Origin of the sequence: Amycolatopsis saalfeldensis (assembly GCF_900110575.1) — a bacterium.
Taxonomy (GTDB): Bacteria; Actinomycetota; Actinomycetes; order Mycobacteriales; family Pseudonocardiaceae; genus Amycolatopsis; species Amycolatopsis saalfeldensis.
In genome coordinates, this window is sequence record NZ_FOEF01000013.1 from 254,075 (window position 1) to 269,775 (window position 15,701).

A 15,701-nucleotide genomic window follows, 5' to 3' on the forward strand; every position below is an offset into this window, starting at 1 on the left:
CAGCTTGTTGACCAAAAGATAATTAAGCGCTCCGAGCAGCGTAGGTCAAGATGGGTGCGTGACGCGCCCAGACTTCGCCGCACCCCACTGGCTGGTCCAGCTCCTGCGCCCGAAACCGGTGCCCGTTCCGTGGAACATGGTGGCCCGTGCGGTGATCGCGCTGGCGACGCCGCTGGCCGTCGCGTACGCGGCGGGGGACATCGCCGTCGGCGCGCTGATTTCGACGGGTGCCCTGCCGGCGGTGCTGTCCGAGGCTTCGGGCCCGTACCGCTACCGCGCCCGCCGGCTGGGCGGCGCGACCCTCGCTGCCGCCGCGGGCTACTTGGTCGGCCTGCTGACCGGCGGCTCGCCGGCCTGGTCGATCCCGGCGGTCGTGCTGATCGCGGCCGTCTCGGCGCTGATCAGCGCGGCCGGCAGCAACGCGTCGGTGGCGGCGCTGCAGATGTTCGTGTTCTGCGTGCTCGGCACCGCCCAGCACGCGACCGGCCTGCGTGTGGAGGTGCTGTTCGGCTACTTCTGCGCGGGCGCGGCCTGGAGCCTGCTGGTCGCGCTCGTGACGTGGACCGTGCGTGCCACCAGCTCCGAGCGCACGGCTGTCGCGCACGTGTACATCGAGCTCGCCGCCATGCTGTCGGCCACCGACGAGCCGACCTCGCGCGCCGCCCGCAACCAGCTCACGACGGCCATGAACACGGCGTACGACCGCCTGCTGACGGCCCGTTCGTGGCTCTCCGGCCGCGACGCCGCGTATCGGCAGCTGCTGAACCAGCTGTCCGCCACCACTCCCGCCGTGGAGGCCTCGGTCGCGCTGGTGAACGCGGGCCGCCGCCCGCCCGGAGACGTCATCGAGTACCTCACGGGCGCCGCGGCTTCGGTGCTGGCGACCCAGCCGTTGCCGCCCCCGCCGTCGGCTCCGGAAGAAGACGCCGACCCGGTGCTGAAGGCGTTGTACGCGGGCCTCGCGCGCATCGAGAAGGGCGACGACCGGCAGCGCCGAGCGGTTGTTTCGCCGTACCGCCGGGTGCGGGAGTGGGCGAGTTCGCTGGTGTCCGGCCCGCTGACCTGGGTCGCCGCGCTGCGGCTGACGGTGTGCGTGGCGGTCGCCGAGGTGGTGGCGCTGCTGGTGCCGTTCGAGCGGACGTACTGGATCACGCTGACGGTCGGCGTCGTGCTGAAGCCGGACTTCGGTTCGGTCTTCGGCCGCGCGGTGCTGCGCGGGCTGGGCACGGTGGCGGGCGTCGGGCTCGGGGCGGTGGTGCTCGCGGTGGGCGCGCGCGGCTGGGTGCTGGTGGCGTTGATCGCGCTGTTCGCCGGCGGCGCCGCGGTGGGGAAGGTGCGCAATTACGGCATGCTCGGCACCTTCGTGACGCCGCTGATCATCCTGCAGATGGACCTCGCGAACACCGGCAGCTGGACGGTGGTGCTCGCGCGGCTGGTCGACACGGTCTCGGGCTGCCTGATCGTGCTCGTGATCGGCTACCTGCTCTGGCCGGGCTCACGCCGTCCGCAGGTCGGCGGGCGGCTCGCGGACGCCTTCGACACGGTCGCGTCGTACGTCCGCAGCGCGCTGGTCGTCGCGTCTTCGGGGGAGGCGCGACTGGCCCGTTCGCGTGCCCGCCGCGCCGCCTACCGGGCGCTCTCGGACCTGCGGACGGCGTTCCAGCAGGTGATCGTGGAGCCCTCGCCGGCGGGACGGCAGGCCGTGGCGTGGTGGCCGGTGATCGCGGGGCTGGAACGCGTGACGGACGCCGTCACGGAGGTCGGGGTGACCCTGGGCCGGGACGTGCCGCCACCGTCGCCCGAGGACGTCTCCCTGCTCACGGCCGCCTTGGCCGAGCTGGGCGCGGCCGTCCGCGAACAACGCGAGCCGGCGTCGGTCCCCCTGCCGGACGGCGATCAGCTTTCCGGCGTCGTCGACCAGCTGGGCACGACCTTCGACGCGGTCCGCGGCCCGGACCTGGTGGAACGCACCCCGTCCCGGCTGGTGCGGCGATTCCTGCCGTACCACCGGCGCACCTGAACCGCGCGGAAAGCAGTTGACGCCCAGCGGTGCCCGACGATCGGATGGCGCCCCGTGACGACAGGACAGCTGCACCGCGGTCCGGACGAGGACCTCGTACGAAGCCTGATCGCCGGGCAGTTCCCGCGGTGGGCGGGGCTGCCGGTGGCCCGGTTTCCTTCTGGCGGCACGGTCAACGCCGTGTATCGGCTGGGCGAGGGCATGGTCGTGCGGCTGCCGCTGACGAAGGCGGGCGCCAAGGACGCGGCGCTGGAGCAGGAGTGGCTGCCCCGGCTCGCGCCCCGGTTGCCCACGGCCATCCCGGAGGTACTCGGGGCCGGGGCGCCCGCCGAGGGCTATCCGTGGCCGTGGTCGGTTCACCGGTGGCCGGCGGGGGAGAATCCCGAGGCCGGAGCCCTGCGCGAGCCCGTGCGGCTGGCCGGGGATCTGGCCGGATTCGTGGCCCAGATGCGGAGCATCACGCTGCCGGGAGCGCCGGCGGCCTACCGCGGCGGGCCACTCGTCGCGCTCGACCAGTCGACCCGGGCGGCGATCCGGCAACTGCGCGGGATCCCACAGGAGGACGTCGACTGCGACGCCGCGGCCGAAGTGTGGAAGCAGGCGTTGCGAGCCCCGGGCCAGGACAGCCCGCCGGTCTGGCTGCACGCCGACCTGATGCCGGGCAATCTGCTGATCGACCGCGGCAGGCTGAGCGCGGTGATCGACTTCGGGTGCCTGGGCACGGGCGATCCGGCCTGCGACCTGTTCCCGGCCTGGAATCTGTTGCCTGCCGACGCACGGGAGGCCTTCCGCGAGGCGCTCGGCGTGGACGACCCGACCTGGAACCGCGGTCGGGCCCGGACGCTCTCACAGGCGTTGATCTCGCTGCCGTACTACCGGGAGAGGAACCCGGCGATGGCGGAGAACGCGCGGCACGTGATCCGGGCGGTGCTGGGCGACGGCTGAGACTTCCGGGGGTCCGGCCGGGCGGGACCGGGTTTCGCTGGCCCCGTCCGGCTCTCGGACTACGGCTGCGGCGGGGCGGCGGGCGGCTGCTCGCCCTCGCCGGGCTTGCCGCTGAACTTGTCCAGGAAGTCCTTGGCCTTCTCGACCCCGCCGTCGATCTTGGAGTCGTGTCCTTCGACCTTGGACTTCGCGAAGCCGGCGGCCTTGTCGAGGCCCTCCTCGATCTTGTCGCCGTGCTCGCGCAGGGCGTCCTGGGCCTTGTTCTTGATCTCGTCGAAGTTGATGCCCATCGCTTCGCTCCCCAATCCGGATGCAGAGGAGCCTTATCGTCACACAGCCCGGGCGCCAGGCAAATCGGTCGCGACGGGTGGGTCAGTTGACCTCGCCGACGGCGACGTCCTCGTCCAGGGACGTGATGTGCCCGCCGCGTTCGCCGAGGGCGATGAGGCCGTCGCGCGCGTCCGGGGCGGTCAGGCTGATGCGGACGCCGGAGCGGGCGGCGTCGCGGGCGGCCGAGAGGGCCAGCGCGCCTTCGTGGCCCGCGTTGATCGTCGCGGCCAGGCCGCCGGTCGAGGCCAGCGAGCCGCGCGCCGCGCCGAGGCGGCCGAGGGCCTCGTCGACGATCGGGAGCAGGGCGTCGCGGTTGCCTTCCGTCATGGCGCGGACCAGTTCGGGCGAAGACCCGGCCACGCGGGTGCCGTCGCGGTAGGAGCCCGCGGCCAGCGACATCGCCAGCGGGCCGCCCTGCGCGCCGACCGTCGCGAGGATCGCGGCGAAAAGGTGCGGCAGGTGCGAAATCCGGGCGACCGCCTCGTCGTGCGAGTCCGCGGGCAGCGGCACGGCGAACGCGCCGACGTCCAGCACCAGCCGCGTGACCTCCGCCCACGCCTCGAGGTCCGTGTCCTCCTCGACGCCGACCACCCACGCCGCGCCCTGGAACAGCGCCTCTTCGCCGGCCAGCCAGCCCGACTCGGCCGTGCCGGTCATCGGGTGCCCGCCCACGTAACGCGTGTACGGCGCCCGCCGCCGCACGGCGTCCAGCATCGGGCCCTTCACGCTGACGACGTCGGTCAGCAGGCAGTGCGCCGCGTGCTGCGCGACCAGCCGCAGCAGGTTCTCGACCGCGGGCAGCGGCACGGCCAGCACGACCACCGCGTCGGCCGCCGCGGCCCGGTGCAGCGCGGCCTCCACGTCGGTGGTCACGTCGTAGCCGGCGCGGCTCGCGGCGTCGGCGTCCACTTCGGACACCGCCGCGCCCCACGTCGTCCTGCCGCTCGCCGCCGAGGCCCGCAGCAGCGAACCGCCGATGAGCCCGAGCCCGATCACGCATACGTCTCGCACGGGGGCCATCCTGCCAGTGCGAGCCACCGGATCACAGCGTGGCCGCGAGCCGTGTCCCCTGGTCGATGGCGCGTTTCGCGTCCAGCTCGGCGGCGACGTCGGCCCCGCCGACCAGGTGCACGGGCACCCCGTCCAGCCCGGCCACCAGGTCCCGCACGGGCTCCTGACCGGCGCAGACCACCACGGTGTCCACCTCCAGCAGCCGCGGCGCCCCGTCGACGGTGACGTGCAGCCCGGCGTCGTCGATCCGCTCGTAGGTGATGCCCGAAATCCGCTCGACGCCCTTCGCCTTCAGCGCCGCCCGATGGACCCAGCCGGACGTCTTGCCCAGCCCCGCGCCGATCGGCCCCTTTTTGCGTTGCAGCAGGTAGACCTGCCGTGGTGACGGCTCGGGTCGCGCCGGGCCGAGCCCGCCCGCGGCCAGCTCCGGATCGGTGACGCCCCATTCGGCCATCCACGCGTCGCGGTCGAGCGCGGGCGAGGACGTGTGGGTGAGGAACTCGCTCACGTCCACCCCGATGCCGCCCGCGCCGATCACCGCGACCCGCTCGCCGACCGGACGGCCGTGCCGGACGACGTCCACGTAGGACAGCACTTTCGGGTGATCGATGCCCGGCAGCGACGGCACCCGCGGCGTGACGCCCGTGGCGAGCACCACCTCGTCGAACCCGGTCAGGTCCGCCGCGGTCACCCGCGTGCCCAGGTGCACCTTCACGCCGGTGACCTCCAACCGCCGCTGGTAGTAACGGATGGTCTCGGCGAACTCCTCCTTGCCCGGGATCAGCCGCGCGATGCCGAACTGGCCGCCGACCTCGGCGTCGGCCTCGAACAGCTCGACGCTGTGGCCCCGCTCGCCGAGCGCCGTCGCGGCCGCGAGCCCGGCCGGGCCGGCGCCGACCACCGCGACGTGCTTGGCGCGCCGCGTGGGCGCCAGCGTCAACGTGGTCTCGTGGCCCGCGCGCGGATTGACCATGCAGGACACCGGTTTGCGGGCGAACGCGTGGTCCAGGCAGGCCTGGTTGCACGCGATGCAGGTGTTGATCTCGTCCTCGCGCCCGGTCTCGGCCTTGCGGATCCACTCGGGGTCGGCGAGGAACGGCCGGGCCATCGACACCAGGTCGGCGTCACCGCTCGCCAGCGCCTCCTCGGCGACCTGCGGCATGTTGATCCGGTTCGAGGTGACGACCGGGATCGACACGTGCGGCTTGAGCTTCCCGGTCACCCAGGTGAACGCCGCGCGCGGCACGGACGTGACGATCGTCGGCACCCGCGCCTCGTGCCAGCCGATGCCGGTGTTGATGATCGTGGCGCCCGCGGCCTCGACGTCCTTCGCCAGCGCGACCACGTCGTCCCAGCTCTGCCCGCCCGGCACCAGGTCGAGCATGGACAGCCGGTAGATGATGATGAAGTCCGGCCCCACTGCCGCGCGCGTCCGCCGCACGACCTCGACCGCGAACCGCCGCCGCTTCTCCGGTGTGCCGCCCCAGCCGTCGGTGCGCTTGTTGGTCCGCTCGGCCAGGAACTGGTTGATCAGGTAACCCTCGCTGCCCATGATCTCGACACCGTCGTACCCGGCTTCACGCGCGAGCGCGGCGCTGTCGGCGAAGGCGCGGATCTGCCGGCGCACGCCGTAACCGGTCAGCGCGCGCGGCCGGAACGGGTTGATCGGCGCCTTGATGCTCGACGCCGAGACGCTCAGCGGGTTGTAGGAATACCGGCCCGCGTGCAGGATCTGCAGCGCGATCTTGCCGCCGGCCTCGTGGACGGGCGCGGTCAGCTGCCGGTGCTGCCGGGCTTCCGCCGGCGTGGACAGCTTCGAGGCGAACGGCAGCAGCCAGCCTGTCCGGTTGGGCGCGAACCCGCCGGTGACGATCAGCCCGACGCCGCCGCGCGCGCGTTCCGCGTAATACTCCGCCAATTCCGGGAAATGCTTCGCGCGGTCCTCCAGCCCGGTGTGCATCGAGCCCATGAGCACGCGGTTGCGCAGCGTCGTGAAGCCCAGGTCGAGCGGGGCGAGCAGGTGCGGGTACGGCGTCATGAGCGGTCCTTGTCTTGGTGCAATGCCATCAGGATCTCCTCGAACCACTCCACCTGGCCCGCTTCCACGCGGATGCCGCCGCGCAGCACGAGGTACTGGTGCAGCGGCTGACCGCGCAGTGCCGCGGGCGAGGGGAAGTCGCGCTTCTCGATCTGGCGGTAGGCGTCGAGGCGTTCGGCGTGCGCGTCGCGGTGGCGGGTGATCTCGGCGGCGACCGCGCGCGCGTTCCCGAAGGACGCGCCGCGGATCTTCACGGCCAGCTCCTGCGGCCCCGAAGACGGGTCGGGCTCGGCCAGCCAGCGCCGCAGCTCGGCCCGCCCGGCCGCGCCGACGGTGTAGACCTTCTTGTCCGGCCTGCCCTCCTGCGCGACGACGTCCACGGCCACCCAGCCGGCCTCCTCCATCCGCTTCAGCACGCGGTAGATCTGCTGGTGGGTGGCACTCCAGAACAGTCCGATGGACTTCTCGAAGCGGCGCGCCAGCTCGTAGCCCGAGCCCGAGCGTTCGGACAGCGAGACGAGGATCGCGTGCTCCAGTGCCATGCCGCCCAGGGTGCTATGCAACTAGTTGCAGTGCAACGGAGTGCAAGCTAGGTCACCCGGCCGGGTGGGGCAAAACGGGTCGACGAATCGCGCGAAACGACCAGGATGGGATGGTGCACCCGGTACTCGAACTGATCACCGAACGGCTGGCGACGGGCAGTGTTCCGGGACAGCGAACGGATTCCCGCCGCCTCGCGCTGGCGATCGAGGGCGGCAGCAGCCGCGGCACCTACTCCAGCGGCATGGTCCTGGCCCTCGACGAACTGGGCGCGACCCCCGCGTTCGACGCCGTCTACGGCTCCTCGGCCGGTGCGCTGAACGGCGCCTGGCTGCTCTGCGGCCGATCCCAGACGGGCGTGCGGACCTGGTGGAACCCGACCGTCATGCGGCGGATCATCAACCCGCTGCACACCCTGCGCGGGCGCGCGGTGATCGACCTGGAGTACCTGGTGCACCAGGTCTACTCGGTGCTGGAGCCGATGGACTTCCCGGCGATCCTGGCCAATCCGGTCTCGTTCCACCCGCTGGCCACCGACGCGGACACCGGCGAGTCCACCGACCTGTACCCGTTCATCGACGACGTCGACGCGATCAAGACGGCGCTCGCCGCCTCCTCCTGCATGCCTGTGCTGGCCGGCCCGCCGATCGCGATGGGCGGGCGCCGGTTCGTCGACGCGGGGGTCGCGGAGCCGCTGCCGTTCCGGACCGCGCTGGCCCAGGGCGCGACCGACGTGCTGGTGCTGCGGACCCGCCGCGAGGACGAGATCCCGGTGCCGCCCCCGCGCGTGCAGGACGTAGTAGTGCCGCGGTTCCTGCGCCGCCAGGCGCCCGGCACGATCACCGCGTGGCGCGAGCAGTACGAACGCGATCTCGAAGACGAGCGTTTGCTCCGCGAGGACCCGCGCCTGGTGAGCGTCCGCCCTCCGGCGGGTTCCCCGGACGTGGGCGCACTGGAACGCGATCCCGCCGTGCTGCGCCGCGCTGTCGAGCTGGGGCTGGAAGCCGTGTACGCGGCGCTTGAGTTGCTGCGTAAGGCTTCTTAGCGGGACGTCACGCGGTTTGCTCCTGGCGGTTCGCCCGCTGCTGCACCACCAGCCGCTGCGCGCCGAGGGTGACGGCGAGGTAGAGCAGGATCGACGCGTTGCCCAGGCCCTTCACCGGGCTGTTGGCGTCGATCACGAAGTCGAGGCCGAGGTGGATGGCGATGGCGGCGATCCACAGCACCACGGTCAGCCAGGTGCCCTGGCGCCAGAGCTGGCTGTCGGCGCGCCACAGCCGCACCGTGTAGACCCGCACGACGCCGAAGAGCACGGCGACCAGGAGACTTCCGGCCAACAGCGCGATCGCCGTGGCCGACGGGCTGCCGCTCTTGAAGAACGCGGCCAGCGCGACGACCCCGAGCACCGCGAGGATCAGCACGACGGTCGGCTTGCGGTCCTCGCGCACCAGCCGCTGCTGCACCTGCCGCCACAGCACCCAAGCCAGTACGGCGAGCCCGATGACGATGCTGGTGGCGCTGTTCATCCCTGGTGCCTCTCCCCGTGATCCCGCTGTCGGACACCAAAGTGCCAGCTCGCGGGACGACGCGCGTCAACCCCGGGATTGAATCGGGACGGGTCAGAGCGACGGCTTACGGGCCACGCCGCCGATCACGCGGGACTCCGAAGGGGCCTTCGCGAACACCGTCGCCTTGTCCGGATGCCACGCCGGTGCGTAGACCAGCCCAGGCTTGAGCAGCGGCCAGCCGCCGAAGAAGCGTTCGAACTCGGCCATCGTGCGCAGCACGCCGGGGTTGGTGGTGGACTCGTAGTACTCCAGCAGGTCGGCCAGCGCCTGGCGCTCGTCGTCGTCGACCGGGTTCTCGTTGGTCATCTGCGAGAGCACCAGCAGCGAGCCGGGGGCGAGGCGGTGCCGGTAGTACTCCAGCAGGCCGTCCGGGTCCTGGTCGTCCTTGATGAAGTGCAGGACCGCGTTGACGATCAGGGCGATCGGGCGGCGGACGTCGATCACGCCGGAGTCCATCACGCGGTCCCACAGCTCTTCGGGCTGCAACAGGTCCGCGGCGATCGCCTCGTGCCGTTCCGGGTCGGCGGTGTCGTCGAGCAGGATCTGGGAGTGGGCCAGCGCGATGGGCTCGTTGTCGATGTAGAGCACGTGGACGTCTTGCTGCGGGCGCTCCTGGTCGGCGACCTCGTGCACGTTGCCCGCCGTCGGCAGGCCGGAGCCGATGTCGACGAACTGGTGGACGCCGGCCCGCACGCACTGGCGCACAGCGCGGCCGAGGAACTGCCGGCTGGTCAGGCAGTAGTCGCCCATCAGCGGCAGCCGCGCGCGCACCTTCTCCGCGAACGCGCGGTCGATCGCCCAGTTCGTCGAACCGCCGATGAAGTAGTCGTAGATCCGGGCCGCCGACGGCCGGTCGAGGCTGCCTTCCACGGCTCGCAGGGCTTCGTCACGTTCGATCATGGCTGTCCTCACCGCTCGCGTCGCGACCCATGCTAGCCACGGTGGGCGGGGGTCGGATCAGGCCGGGCCGAACGATTCCCGGTAGGCGTTCACCGACGCCGTCAACTGGTCCATCGCGGCGCGCATCCGGCCCAGCGCCCGGTTGTCGAAGCCCATCGCGGCACCGATGTGCGGCGGGATCCCCTCGGCCTTCGCACGCAGGGCGGCCCCGTCCTCGGTGAGGGTGATGCGCACGGAACGCTCGTCGTCGGCCTGGCGGTCACGGCGTACGAGGCCGGCTTTTTCCAGCCGCTTGAGCAGCGGCGAGAGCGTGCCGGAGTCGAGGTTCAGCGCGGCGCCGAGTTCCTTCACCTGTTGCTGGTCGTGCTCCCACAGCGCGAGCATGACCAGGTACTGCGGGTACGTGAGGTCGAGCGGTTCGAGCAGGGTCCGGTAGAGCGACGTCACGGCTCGAGACGCCGAGTACAGCCCGAAGCAGAGCTGGTTGTCGAGCAGCAGCGAACCGGTGTCGCCGTGGTCCGGGTTGGTCATGGGGATCCTCCATCCGCTGCCGGAACCCTTCATCTTCCCCGCTGTAGGCCTGCGAGAGCAACTCAAGTGCCTTAGATCTCATAGGGCTCACTTTGATTGTGTACAACTAAACTGTCCGCTTAACCTGGAGCCGGAAATCACCGCGTCGCCGCTGCGGGTCTCGTCGGAGCTGCGTCAGGCCGGTCTCGCGGCGACGGCGGTTCGGTGCCAGGCCGTCATCCACGACTTCGTTATGGTCAACGCATTGCGTGGGACGCGCGCCGCGGAGGCTGCCATCACGCAGGCGATCACCGTGCTGCGGCGGGCTTTCGGCAACTGAAACCGGCTTGGCGGACCGCTCTCGTTTTCCTGTGACGCGAGTCACCTGATCACAACGAGGGGGGTCCGCCAAACGTGTTATTAGTACAGCGGGTCCCGCCTTTCGGACACGCGTCCTGGAGGTTTCCCGTGCACTTGAGCAGCATCCGGCTGGACTCACCGGTCGAGCTGGGCGTCATCGCCGCGCTGGCCGTGCTGGCGGTCGTCGCCGTGCCGTGGTTCTGGGACCGCTGGCGCAAGCGCAAGCAGCTCGGCCGCAGCGCGACGGTGCTGACGGCCGTGCTGCTCGTGGTGGTCAGCCTCGCGATGACGGGCAACCTGATCGGCGGCTTCTTCCCGACGGTCGGCGCGCTGGTCGGCACCGGCGCGTACTCCTCCGACGGCACCGACGCCGAGGGCGGCGACAACGGCGCGGACCTCGACCAGCTGCGCGACGCCGGCGCGATGCACGCGAAGGCCGGCAAGGGGACCGTCGTGCACATGAAGGTCACCGGCCGCCGGACCGGGCTCAGCCGTGACGCCGTCGTCTACCTGCCGCCGCAGTACTTCGAACCGGCGTACCGCACGCTGCGGTTCCCCGCGATCGAATGGATCCCGAACTACCCGTCCGGACCCGAGGTCGCCGCCATCTACAAGCTGCCGGACCAGCTCGACGCGGCGATCAGGAAGCACACCCTGCCGCCGACCGTCGTGGTCGTCCCGGACCCCACGGGCGAGCCGAAGATCGGGCACGACACCGAATGCGTCGACGAGGTCAACGGCACGCCCAACGACACCTACCTCTCCGCGGACGTGCGCGAGTGGGCCATCCAGCGCCTCGGGCTCAACCCGGACCGGCAGGCGTGGACCATCGCGGGCTGGTCGTCCGGTGGCTACTGCGCGATGAACCTGGTGACGCGCCACCCGCAGTGGTTCGGCCAGGCCGTGAGCGTCGGCGGGTACGACAAGGCCCAGTACAGCGACGGCCAGACCGAGGACCTGTTCCACGGCCGCCGTGACATCGACGACGCGAACAACGTGCGCGTGAACGTCCGCCTGCACCCGTCGCCGGTGGAGATCCTGGCGGTCGCGGGGAGCCAGGAGAAGTACGAGAGCTTCGCGATCGGCCAGATCCACCAGGCCGCGCAGGCGCCGGTCCGGGTCTTCTCGTGGGAGATCCCGGACGCGGGCCACAACATGAACACGTTCAAATCCCAGCTGCCCGACCTGCTGGCGTGGATCGGCGAGCGCATCCCCAGCCCCGCGGCGGTCGGCAGGCACGTCGACGTCAGCGGCGGGGTGCGGCCGTGGCCGCTGCCGGTCACGGGCGCGCGCGGCGGGCTGTCGGCGATGGAGCAGTGAGTCAGTTTCCCAGTAGTGGCAGGAGATTCTTGACCACGTTGGTGATCTGCTGCTTCGCGGCGTCGTAGCCGACGGACTTCGGCTGCTCGGTCAGCACGACGACCAGGTAGCGGTTTTTCCCGACCAGACCGGTGGTGTGGAGCATCATCGTCGGGTCGCAACAGGACCAGCCCTGCTTGACGGCCCACGGCAGGCCGCCCACGGCGTCGGGGATGCCGAAATACTGACGGAAACCGTCGCTGCCGTACTCGGTGGCGTCGTGCAATGCGTTCAGGATGAGGTCGCGGGCGGGCGCGGGGGCCTCGTCGAGCAGGTAGTCGTAGATCCGCACGACGTCGGCGGCGGTGATTTTCGTGTCGCCCCAACGGCCCGGGTTCGACGGCGGCTGCGTCCCGGTGAGGCCCATTCGCTGGATCGCGTTGGTGACGATCGACGTTTCGCCGCCTTCGACCCAGAGCCGGCTGGCGATGGCGTCGTCGCTGTGGGAGAGCATTTTCTCGATGAGGGCGCGCGATTCCCCGCTCTCCTGCGCATTGAGGGCGATGAGGAGCTTGACGAGCGACGCCGACGTATAGGCGCGGTCCGCGTTCACGGAGAGCGCGAAGGTGCCTTTCGCGCGGTCGAACACGAGGGCGCTGACGTGCCCTTGCGGCAGCAGAGCCTCAAGCGACGCGCTGCTCGGGTTCTTCGGATCCTCCGGTGTTTCCGAAGTGGTAATCGGCTTTTCCGCGGCGCGGCCGATCTCGGCGACGGCGACCGGCGAGTGGCCCGGTGGCCTCAGCACCACCACGGTCAGCCCGGTCAGTGCCCCCAGGCAGAGCCCCACGAGGAAGAGCAGGTTCACCTTGCGCATGACCGGACTTGTCCGATCGCTCCGGCAGAGTTCGCCGGATCGGGTGACTTTGTGGGATAGCCCTCGGATCGGGGTGAATCCGGTGACGCGCCGAGCGGCTGCGGGCAAGCACCGGCGTTTTCGCACCGGGTGGGCTGGGTATCCCCTCGAAGTCACTTCACCATCGGGAAGGACTGGAGTCATGGTTCATGCGCATGGAGCCCGGATCCGGGTGGAGGGCCTGCAGCCCGCGCAGGTCCTGGCCGCCCTCGTCGCTGTGGTTTTCCTGGTCTTCGGCATCGTGGGGTTCACCAGGACCGGGTTCGGCGACTTCGCCGGCCACCACGACGCCGGTTTCTGGCGGTTCTCCGCCAACCCGATGAACAACCTCGTGCACGTCGTGACCGGCCTGCTCGGCCTGGCGCTCGCGTTCGGCTCCGGCCGCGCACGCGTTTTCGGCTGGCTGCTGTTCCTCGGCTACGGCGTGCTGTTCGTCTGGGGCTTGATGATCGCCGGGACGATCACAGCCAACCCGTTCGCCAACGCGGGCAACCCGCTCGACCTGACGGCTTCGGACAACTGGCTGCACCTCGGCATCGCCGCGCTCGGCCTGGTGATCGCCGTACTGCCGGCGCGCCGCCGCGTCCGGGTCCCGGAGGAGGCCGCTGACCCGGTCACGCCCGCCGACACCAACGCCGTTTCCGGGACGACCGTTGAGCGGTCCGCCCCGGTCGGTGGTGCCGGCACCGCTGAGGACCAGGCCGCTGAGAAGCGCGGTCCGGGCCTGGCGCACTAGGGCATCTGCACTCGCGGATCCGGAAGTACCTTCGGGCAGCGTTGCGCCCCACCGCAACGCTGCCCGGCGCCAGGCGTCTCTCTTGGTAAAGCTTCAACAATTGCTGCCAGAGGGGCGCGAAATGGGATTCACCGCGAAGAAGGCGATCAGGCTGGCGATGATCGGTGGGGCGATCGCCGCCACCGCGGCTCTTTCCGCGTGCAGCGGAAACGCGGCCGGAAACAGTTCTCCGGTGAAGAACGCGGCGGACGCCGCGGCCCAGCACTCGCCGCAGGGCGCGGCCACCGGCGGATCCGGCGGCTCCGCCAACGCCAAGGGCGGCGACTTCACCGACGCGAACGGCAACGTCAACTGCAGCAAGCTGAGCGGCAAGCACGTCAGCCCGCCCGGCGGCCCGCAGCTGGACCTGTTCGCCGACACGGCGACCACCGGCAGCAACCCGGGCTGCGACACCGCGTTCAACGTGATCACCGAGTACTACAAGGAAATCCCGACCAAGGGCGAGGGCCCCGGCAAGCGCGTGCTCGACATCTTCGGCGACTGGACCTGTGCCGGACAGGCGGACGCCGCCAACCCCGACGGCACCGTCTGCGGCAAGGGCGCCACTGACTACATGATCGAGACCCGGCCGGCCGGGCAGGACGGGGCGGCGGCACCGGCGCCTCAGCAGCGCCGGTTCCCGAACACCACCCAGAAGGTGCAGTTCACCGGCTTCGACACCAGCGTCAACATGGCCACCTTCCAGCTGGTCAGCTTGCAGCCCGGCGGCCCCGACGGCGGCCACTACGACCGGGTCGACGAAAAGACCTACCGCCTCCCGCTGGCCGGCGGCGCCATCGTGTGGAGCGCGGCCACCCTGTGCCAGAACGACAACCAGGTCACCATCGACGACAAGGGCCTCGGCAATTTCCGGTGCGACGCCGACCAGCTGCGCCAAACCCTGCTCGGCGGCGCGGCCTCCCCGGCGCTGGCCCAGATCCTGGTGAGTGGCGACGACCAGATCGCCGAGGTCAAGGAGATCTACCACCCCTGATCGGTACGAGCTTTCCCGCGAAAAGGGCGGCCGGGGATCTCCCGGCCGCCCTTTTTTGTGAAATCACCTCGGTCGTGCTGTTGTCCGAAGCATTTGCGCCGCAATTTCTGGTTTTTCTCGCGGACCATCTTCAGTCATCTTCGAGGGCTCGATCGACCAGCCGCCCGGCGGCTCCCGTGTAGTGCGCTGGGTCGAGCAGATCAGCGAGTTTCGAGGCGTCCAGCACCGCGGTGACCTCCGCTGATTCGGCGAGGATGGCGTCCAGCGGGCGGTTTTCCTCGATCGCCCGCGCGGACGCGTCGCCGAGTACCGCCTTCGCGCGTGCCTTGCCGAGCAGCGGTGCGAGAGTGGCGGAGAGCCGTTCGGACACGATCAGCCCGTGCGTGAGCGCGAGGTTTGCCGCCATGCGGTCCGGGTGTACGACGAGGCCGCGCGCCAGCTCGACGGCCGTGTACGCCGCGCCGCCGGTCAGCCGCAGGCATTCGCGCAGCAGTTGCCACTCGGCTTGCCAGACGCCGGCGGACCGTTCGTCCTCGGCCAGCCCGGCCTGCGTCACGCCCGCGGCCAGCGCCGGCACCTGCAGCGCGGCGGAGCGGATCAGCGCGGACAGCACCGGGTTTCGCTTGTGCGGCATGGCGGACGAGCCTCCGCCGGCCGGTTCGGTGACCTCACCCAGTTCGGTGCGGGTGAGGGTGAGGACGTCGACGGCGAACTTCCCCAGCGCGACCGCCGCCATCGCCAGAACGCCGGCGACGTCGGCCACCGGCGTCCGATTTGCGTGCCACGGCAGCGTCGGCGCGGCGAGGCCGGTCTCCTCGGCGAAGGCGTTGACGAGGCGTTCGGCGTAGTCATCGGTGCCGTCGCCGTACTCGGCGTAGGCGGCGAGCGTCCCGGCCGCACCGCCGAGTGAGACGGGCAGCCCGCCGTCGAGCACGCGCCGCACCCGACTGGCGGCGTCGAGCACGACTTGCCGCCACGTCGCGGCCTTGAGCCCGAACGTGGTGGGCACGGCGTGCGCGGTGAGGGTGCGCCCGGGCATGGTCGTGTCCCGGTGCGCGCGCGCCAACTCGCCAAGCGCGTTCACCGTGGCATCGAGATCGTCGGCGATCAACCGCAACGTCCGCTGGCCGACCAGCATCATGGCCGTGTCGACGATGTCCTGACTAGTCGACCCGCGGTGGACGTGATCGGCTGCGCCCGCATCCACCCGCGCGACCGCCGCGGTCAGCACCTTGACCAGCCCGACCACAGGATTCGCCGTCGCCCGAGCCTCCCGAGCCAACGCGGTGACGTCGATCCCCGGCACCGCCACGTCGAGGCTCGGCTCTTGGCTGCTGCGCCCGGCGCTGGCGGGTCGCGGATCGCCGACCTCAGCAGGCGCTGGGCTGTCTGCTCTGGTGTGTGGGATCGGTGCTGGGCCTGCTCCGGGGCGCGAGATTGATGCTGGGTCTGTTCCGGGGCGCGAGATTGATGCTGGGTCTGTTCCGGGGCGCGAGAT

Annotated in this window: 15 protein-coding genes; 6 read left to right on the top strand and 9 right to left on the bottom strand. The window is 71.0% G+C overall.

Features of this window, described 5'->3' with window-relative positions; genetic code table 11:
- Nucleotides 1–58: 58 nt before the first annotated feature.
- Together BMY97_RS27765 and BMY97_RS27770 are read left to right on the top strand one after the other, a co-directional pair.
- The gene (locus BMY97_RS27765; RefSeq protein WP_091621858.1) at nucleotides 59–2,020 is read left to right on the top strand and encodes an FUSC family protein; all 1,962 of its coding nucleotides are present in this window, start codon (nucleotides 59–61) and stop codon (nucleotides 2,018–2,020) included.
- A 54-nt stretch (nucleotides 2,021–2,074) separates the two neighbouring features.
- Nucleotides 2,075–2,965 carry an aminoglycoside phosphotransferase family protein gene (locus BMY97_RS27770; protein ID WP_091621861.1) on the top strand — a complete coding sequence of 297 codons (891 nt, stop codon included), beginning with the start codon at nucleotides 2,075–2,077 and terminating at the stop codon, nucleotides 2,963–2,965.
- 59 nt (nucleotides 2,966–3,024) lie between these two features.
- Here the strand turns inward: BMY97_RS27770 and BMY97_RS27775 are convergent, their stop codons facing one another.
- The 4 genes from BMY97_RS27775 to BMY97_RS27790 form a co-directional block, all read right to left on the bottom strand.
- A complete protein-coding gene (locus BMY97_RS27775; protein ID WP_091621865.1) occupies nucleotides 3,025–3,255 on the bottom strand; it encodes an antitoxin in 231 nt (76 codons plus the stop codon).
- A gap of 82 nt (nucleotides 3,256–3,337) precedes the next feature.
- Complete coding sequence (locus BMY97_RS27780) at nucleotides 3,338–4,315, bottom strand: prephenate dehydrogenase (protein WP_281246931.1); 978 nt, start codon at nucleotides 4,313–4,315, stop codon at nucleotides 3,338–3,340.
- Between the two features lie 22 nt (nucleotides 4,316–4,337).
- Nucleotides 4,338–6,344, bottom strand: coding sequence for an NADPH-dependent 2,4-dienoyl-CoA reductase (locus BMY97_RS27785; RefSeq protein WP_091621870.1), 2,007 nt, complete (start codon nucleotides 6,342–6,344; stop codon nucleotides 4,338–4,340).
- On the bottom strand, nucleotides 6,341–6,886 hold the full coding sequence (locus tag BMY97_RS27790) for a PadR family transcriptional regulator (protein ID WP_091621873.1): 546 nt from the start codon (nucleotides 6,884–6,886) through the stop codon (nucleotides 6,341–6,343). Before BMY97_RS27790 ends, BMY97_RS27785 begins: the two co-directional genes overlap by 4 nt.
- Before the next feature lie 110 nt (nucleotides 6,887–6,996).
- On the opposite strand from BMY97_RS27790, the gene BMY97_RS27795 reads away from it, so the two are divergent.
- Nucleotides 6,997–7,929 carry a patatin-like phospholipase family protein gene (locus BMY97_RS27795; RefSeq protein WP_245787523.1) on the top strand — a complete coding sequence of 311 codons (933 nt, stop codon included), beginning with the start codon at nucleotides 6,997–6,999 and terminating at the stop codon, nucleotides 7,927–7,929.
- Nucleotides 7,930–7,936: 7 nt separating this feature from the next.
- Here the strand turns inward: BMY97_RS27795 and BMY97_RS27800 are convergent, their stop codons facing one another.
- From BMY97_RS27800 to BMY97_RS27810, 3 genes are all read right to left on the bottom strand, one after another.
- On the bottom strand, nucleotides 7,937–8,410 hold the full coding sequence (locus BMY97_RS27800; RefSeq protein ID WP_091621876.1) for a DUF1453 family protein: 474 nt from the start codon (nucleotides 8,408–8,410) through the stop codon (nucleotides 7,937–7,939).
- 93 nt (nucleotides 8,411–8,503) lie between these two features.
- Nucleotides 8,504–9,352 (bottom strand): SAM-dependent methyltransferase, encoded by an 849-nt coding sequence (locus BMY97_RS27805; RefSeq protein ID WP_091621878.1) that lies wholly within the window; start codon nucleotides 9,350–9,352, stop codon nucleotides 8,504–8,506.
- A 57-nt stretch (nucleotides 9,353–9,409) separates the two neighbouring features.
- Nucleotides 9,410–9,883: a MarR family winged helix-turn-helix transcriptional regulator gene (locus BMY97_RS27810; protein ID WP_091621881.1), complete on the bottom strand. Its 474-nt coding sequence runs from the start codon at nucleotides 9,881–9,883 to the stop codon at nucleotides 9,410–9,412.
- A gap of 447 nt (nucleotides 9,884–10,330) precedes the next feature.
- Between BMY97_RS27810 and BMY97_RS27820 the strand changes: the two genes are divergently transcribed.
- Nucleotides 10,331–11,542 carry an alpha/beta hydrolase gene (locus BMY97_RS27820; RefSeq protein ID WP_091621887.1) on the top strand — a complete coding sequence of 404 codons (1,212 nt, stop codon included), beginning with the start codon at nucleotides 10,331–10,333 and terminating at the stop codon, nucleotides 11,540–11,542.
- A gap of 1 nt (nucleotide 11,543) precedes the next feature.
- On the opposite strand, the gene BMY97_RS27825 is transcribed toward BMY97_RS27820, so the two are convergent.
- The gene (locus BMY97_RS27825) at nucleotides 11,544–12,395 is read right to left on the bottom strand and encodes a serine hydrolase (RefSeq protein ID WP_091621889.1); all 852 of its coding nucleotides are present in this window, start codon (nucleotides 12,393–12,395) and stop codon (nucleotides 11,544–11,546) included.
- A 181-nt stretch (nucleotides 12,396–12,576) separates the two neighbouring features.
- Here BMY97_RS27825 and BMY97_RS27830 point away from each other — a divergent pair, with 181 nt between their 5' ends.
- Nucleotides 12,577–13,170 carry a DUF4383 domain-containing protein gene (locus BMY97_RS27830; RefSeq protein ID WP_091621892.1) on the top strand — a complete coding sequence of 198 codons (594 nt, stop codon included), beginning with the start codon at nucleotides 12,577–12,579 and terminating at the stop codon, nucleotides 13,168–13,170.
- Nucleotides 13,171–13,291: 121 nt separating this feature from the next.
- Nucleotides 13,292–14,203: a hypothetical protein gene (locus BMY97_RS27835; protein ID WP_091621895.1), complete on the top strand. Its 912-nt coding sequence runs from the start codon at nucleotides 13,292–13,294 to the stop codon at nucleotides 14,201–14,203.
- A 130-nt stretch (nucleotides 14,204–14,333) separates the two neighbouring features.
- On the opposite strand, the gene BMY97_RS27840 is transcribed toward BMY97_RS27835, so the two are convergent.
- A complete protein-coding gene (locus BMY97_RS27840; RefSeq protein ID WP_425425340.1) occupies nucleotides 14,334–15,641 on the bottom strand; it encodes a class-II fumarase/aspartase family protein in 1,308 nt (435 codons plus the stop codon).
- Between the last annotated feature and the right edge of the window lie 60 nt (nucleotides 15,642–15,701).

Coding starts and splice junctions, on each gene's coding strand:
- BMY97_RS27795 (WP_245787523.1), top strand. CDS start 6,997: ATGGTGCACCCGGTACTCGAACTGATCACCGAACGGCTGGCGACGGGC.
- BMY97_RS27810 (WP_091621881.1), bottom strand. CDS start 9,883: ATGACCAACCCGGACCACGGCGACACCGGTTCGCTGCTGCTCGACAAC.
- BMY97_RS27780 (WP_281246931.1), bottom strand. CDS start 4,315: ATGGCCCCCGTGCGAGACGTATGCGTGATCGGGCTCGGGCTCATCGGC.
- BMY97_RS27775 (WP_091621865.1), bottom strand. CDS start 3,255: ATGGGCATCAACTTCGACGAGATCAAGAACAAGGCCCAGGACGCCCTG.
- BMY97_RS27805 (WP_091621878.1), bottom strand. CDS start 9,352: ATGATCGAACGTGACGAAGCCCTGCGAGCCGTGGAAGGCAGCCTCGAC.
- BMY97_RS27825 (WP_091621889.1), bottom strand. CDS start 12,395: ATGCGCAAGGTGAACCTGCTCTTCCTCGTGGGGCTCTGCCTGGGGGCA.
- BMY97_RS27790 (WP_091621873.1), bottom strand. CDS start 6,886: ATGGCACTGGAGCACGCGATCCTCGTCTCGCTGTCCGAACGCTCGGGC.
- BMY97_RS27800 (WP_091621876.1), bottom strand. CDS start 8,410: ATGAACAGCGCCACCAGCATCGTCATCGGGCTCGCCGTACTGGCTTGG.
- BMY97_RS27785 (WP_091621870.1), bottom strand. CDS start 6,344: ATGACGCCGTACCCGCACCTGCTCGCCCCGCTCGACCTGGGCTTCACG.
- BMY97_RS27830 (WP_091621892.1), top strand. CDS start 12,577: ATGGTTCATGCGCATGGAGCCCGGATCCGGGTGGAGGGCCTGCAGCCC.
- BMY97_RS27835 (WP_091621895.1), top strand. CDS start 13,292: ATGGGATTCACCGCGAAGAAGGCGATCAGGCTGGCGATGATCGGTGGG.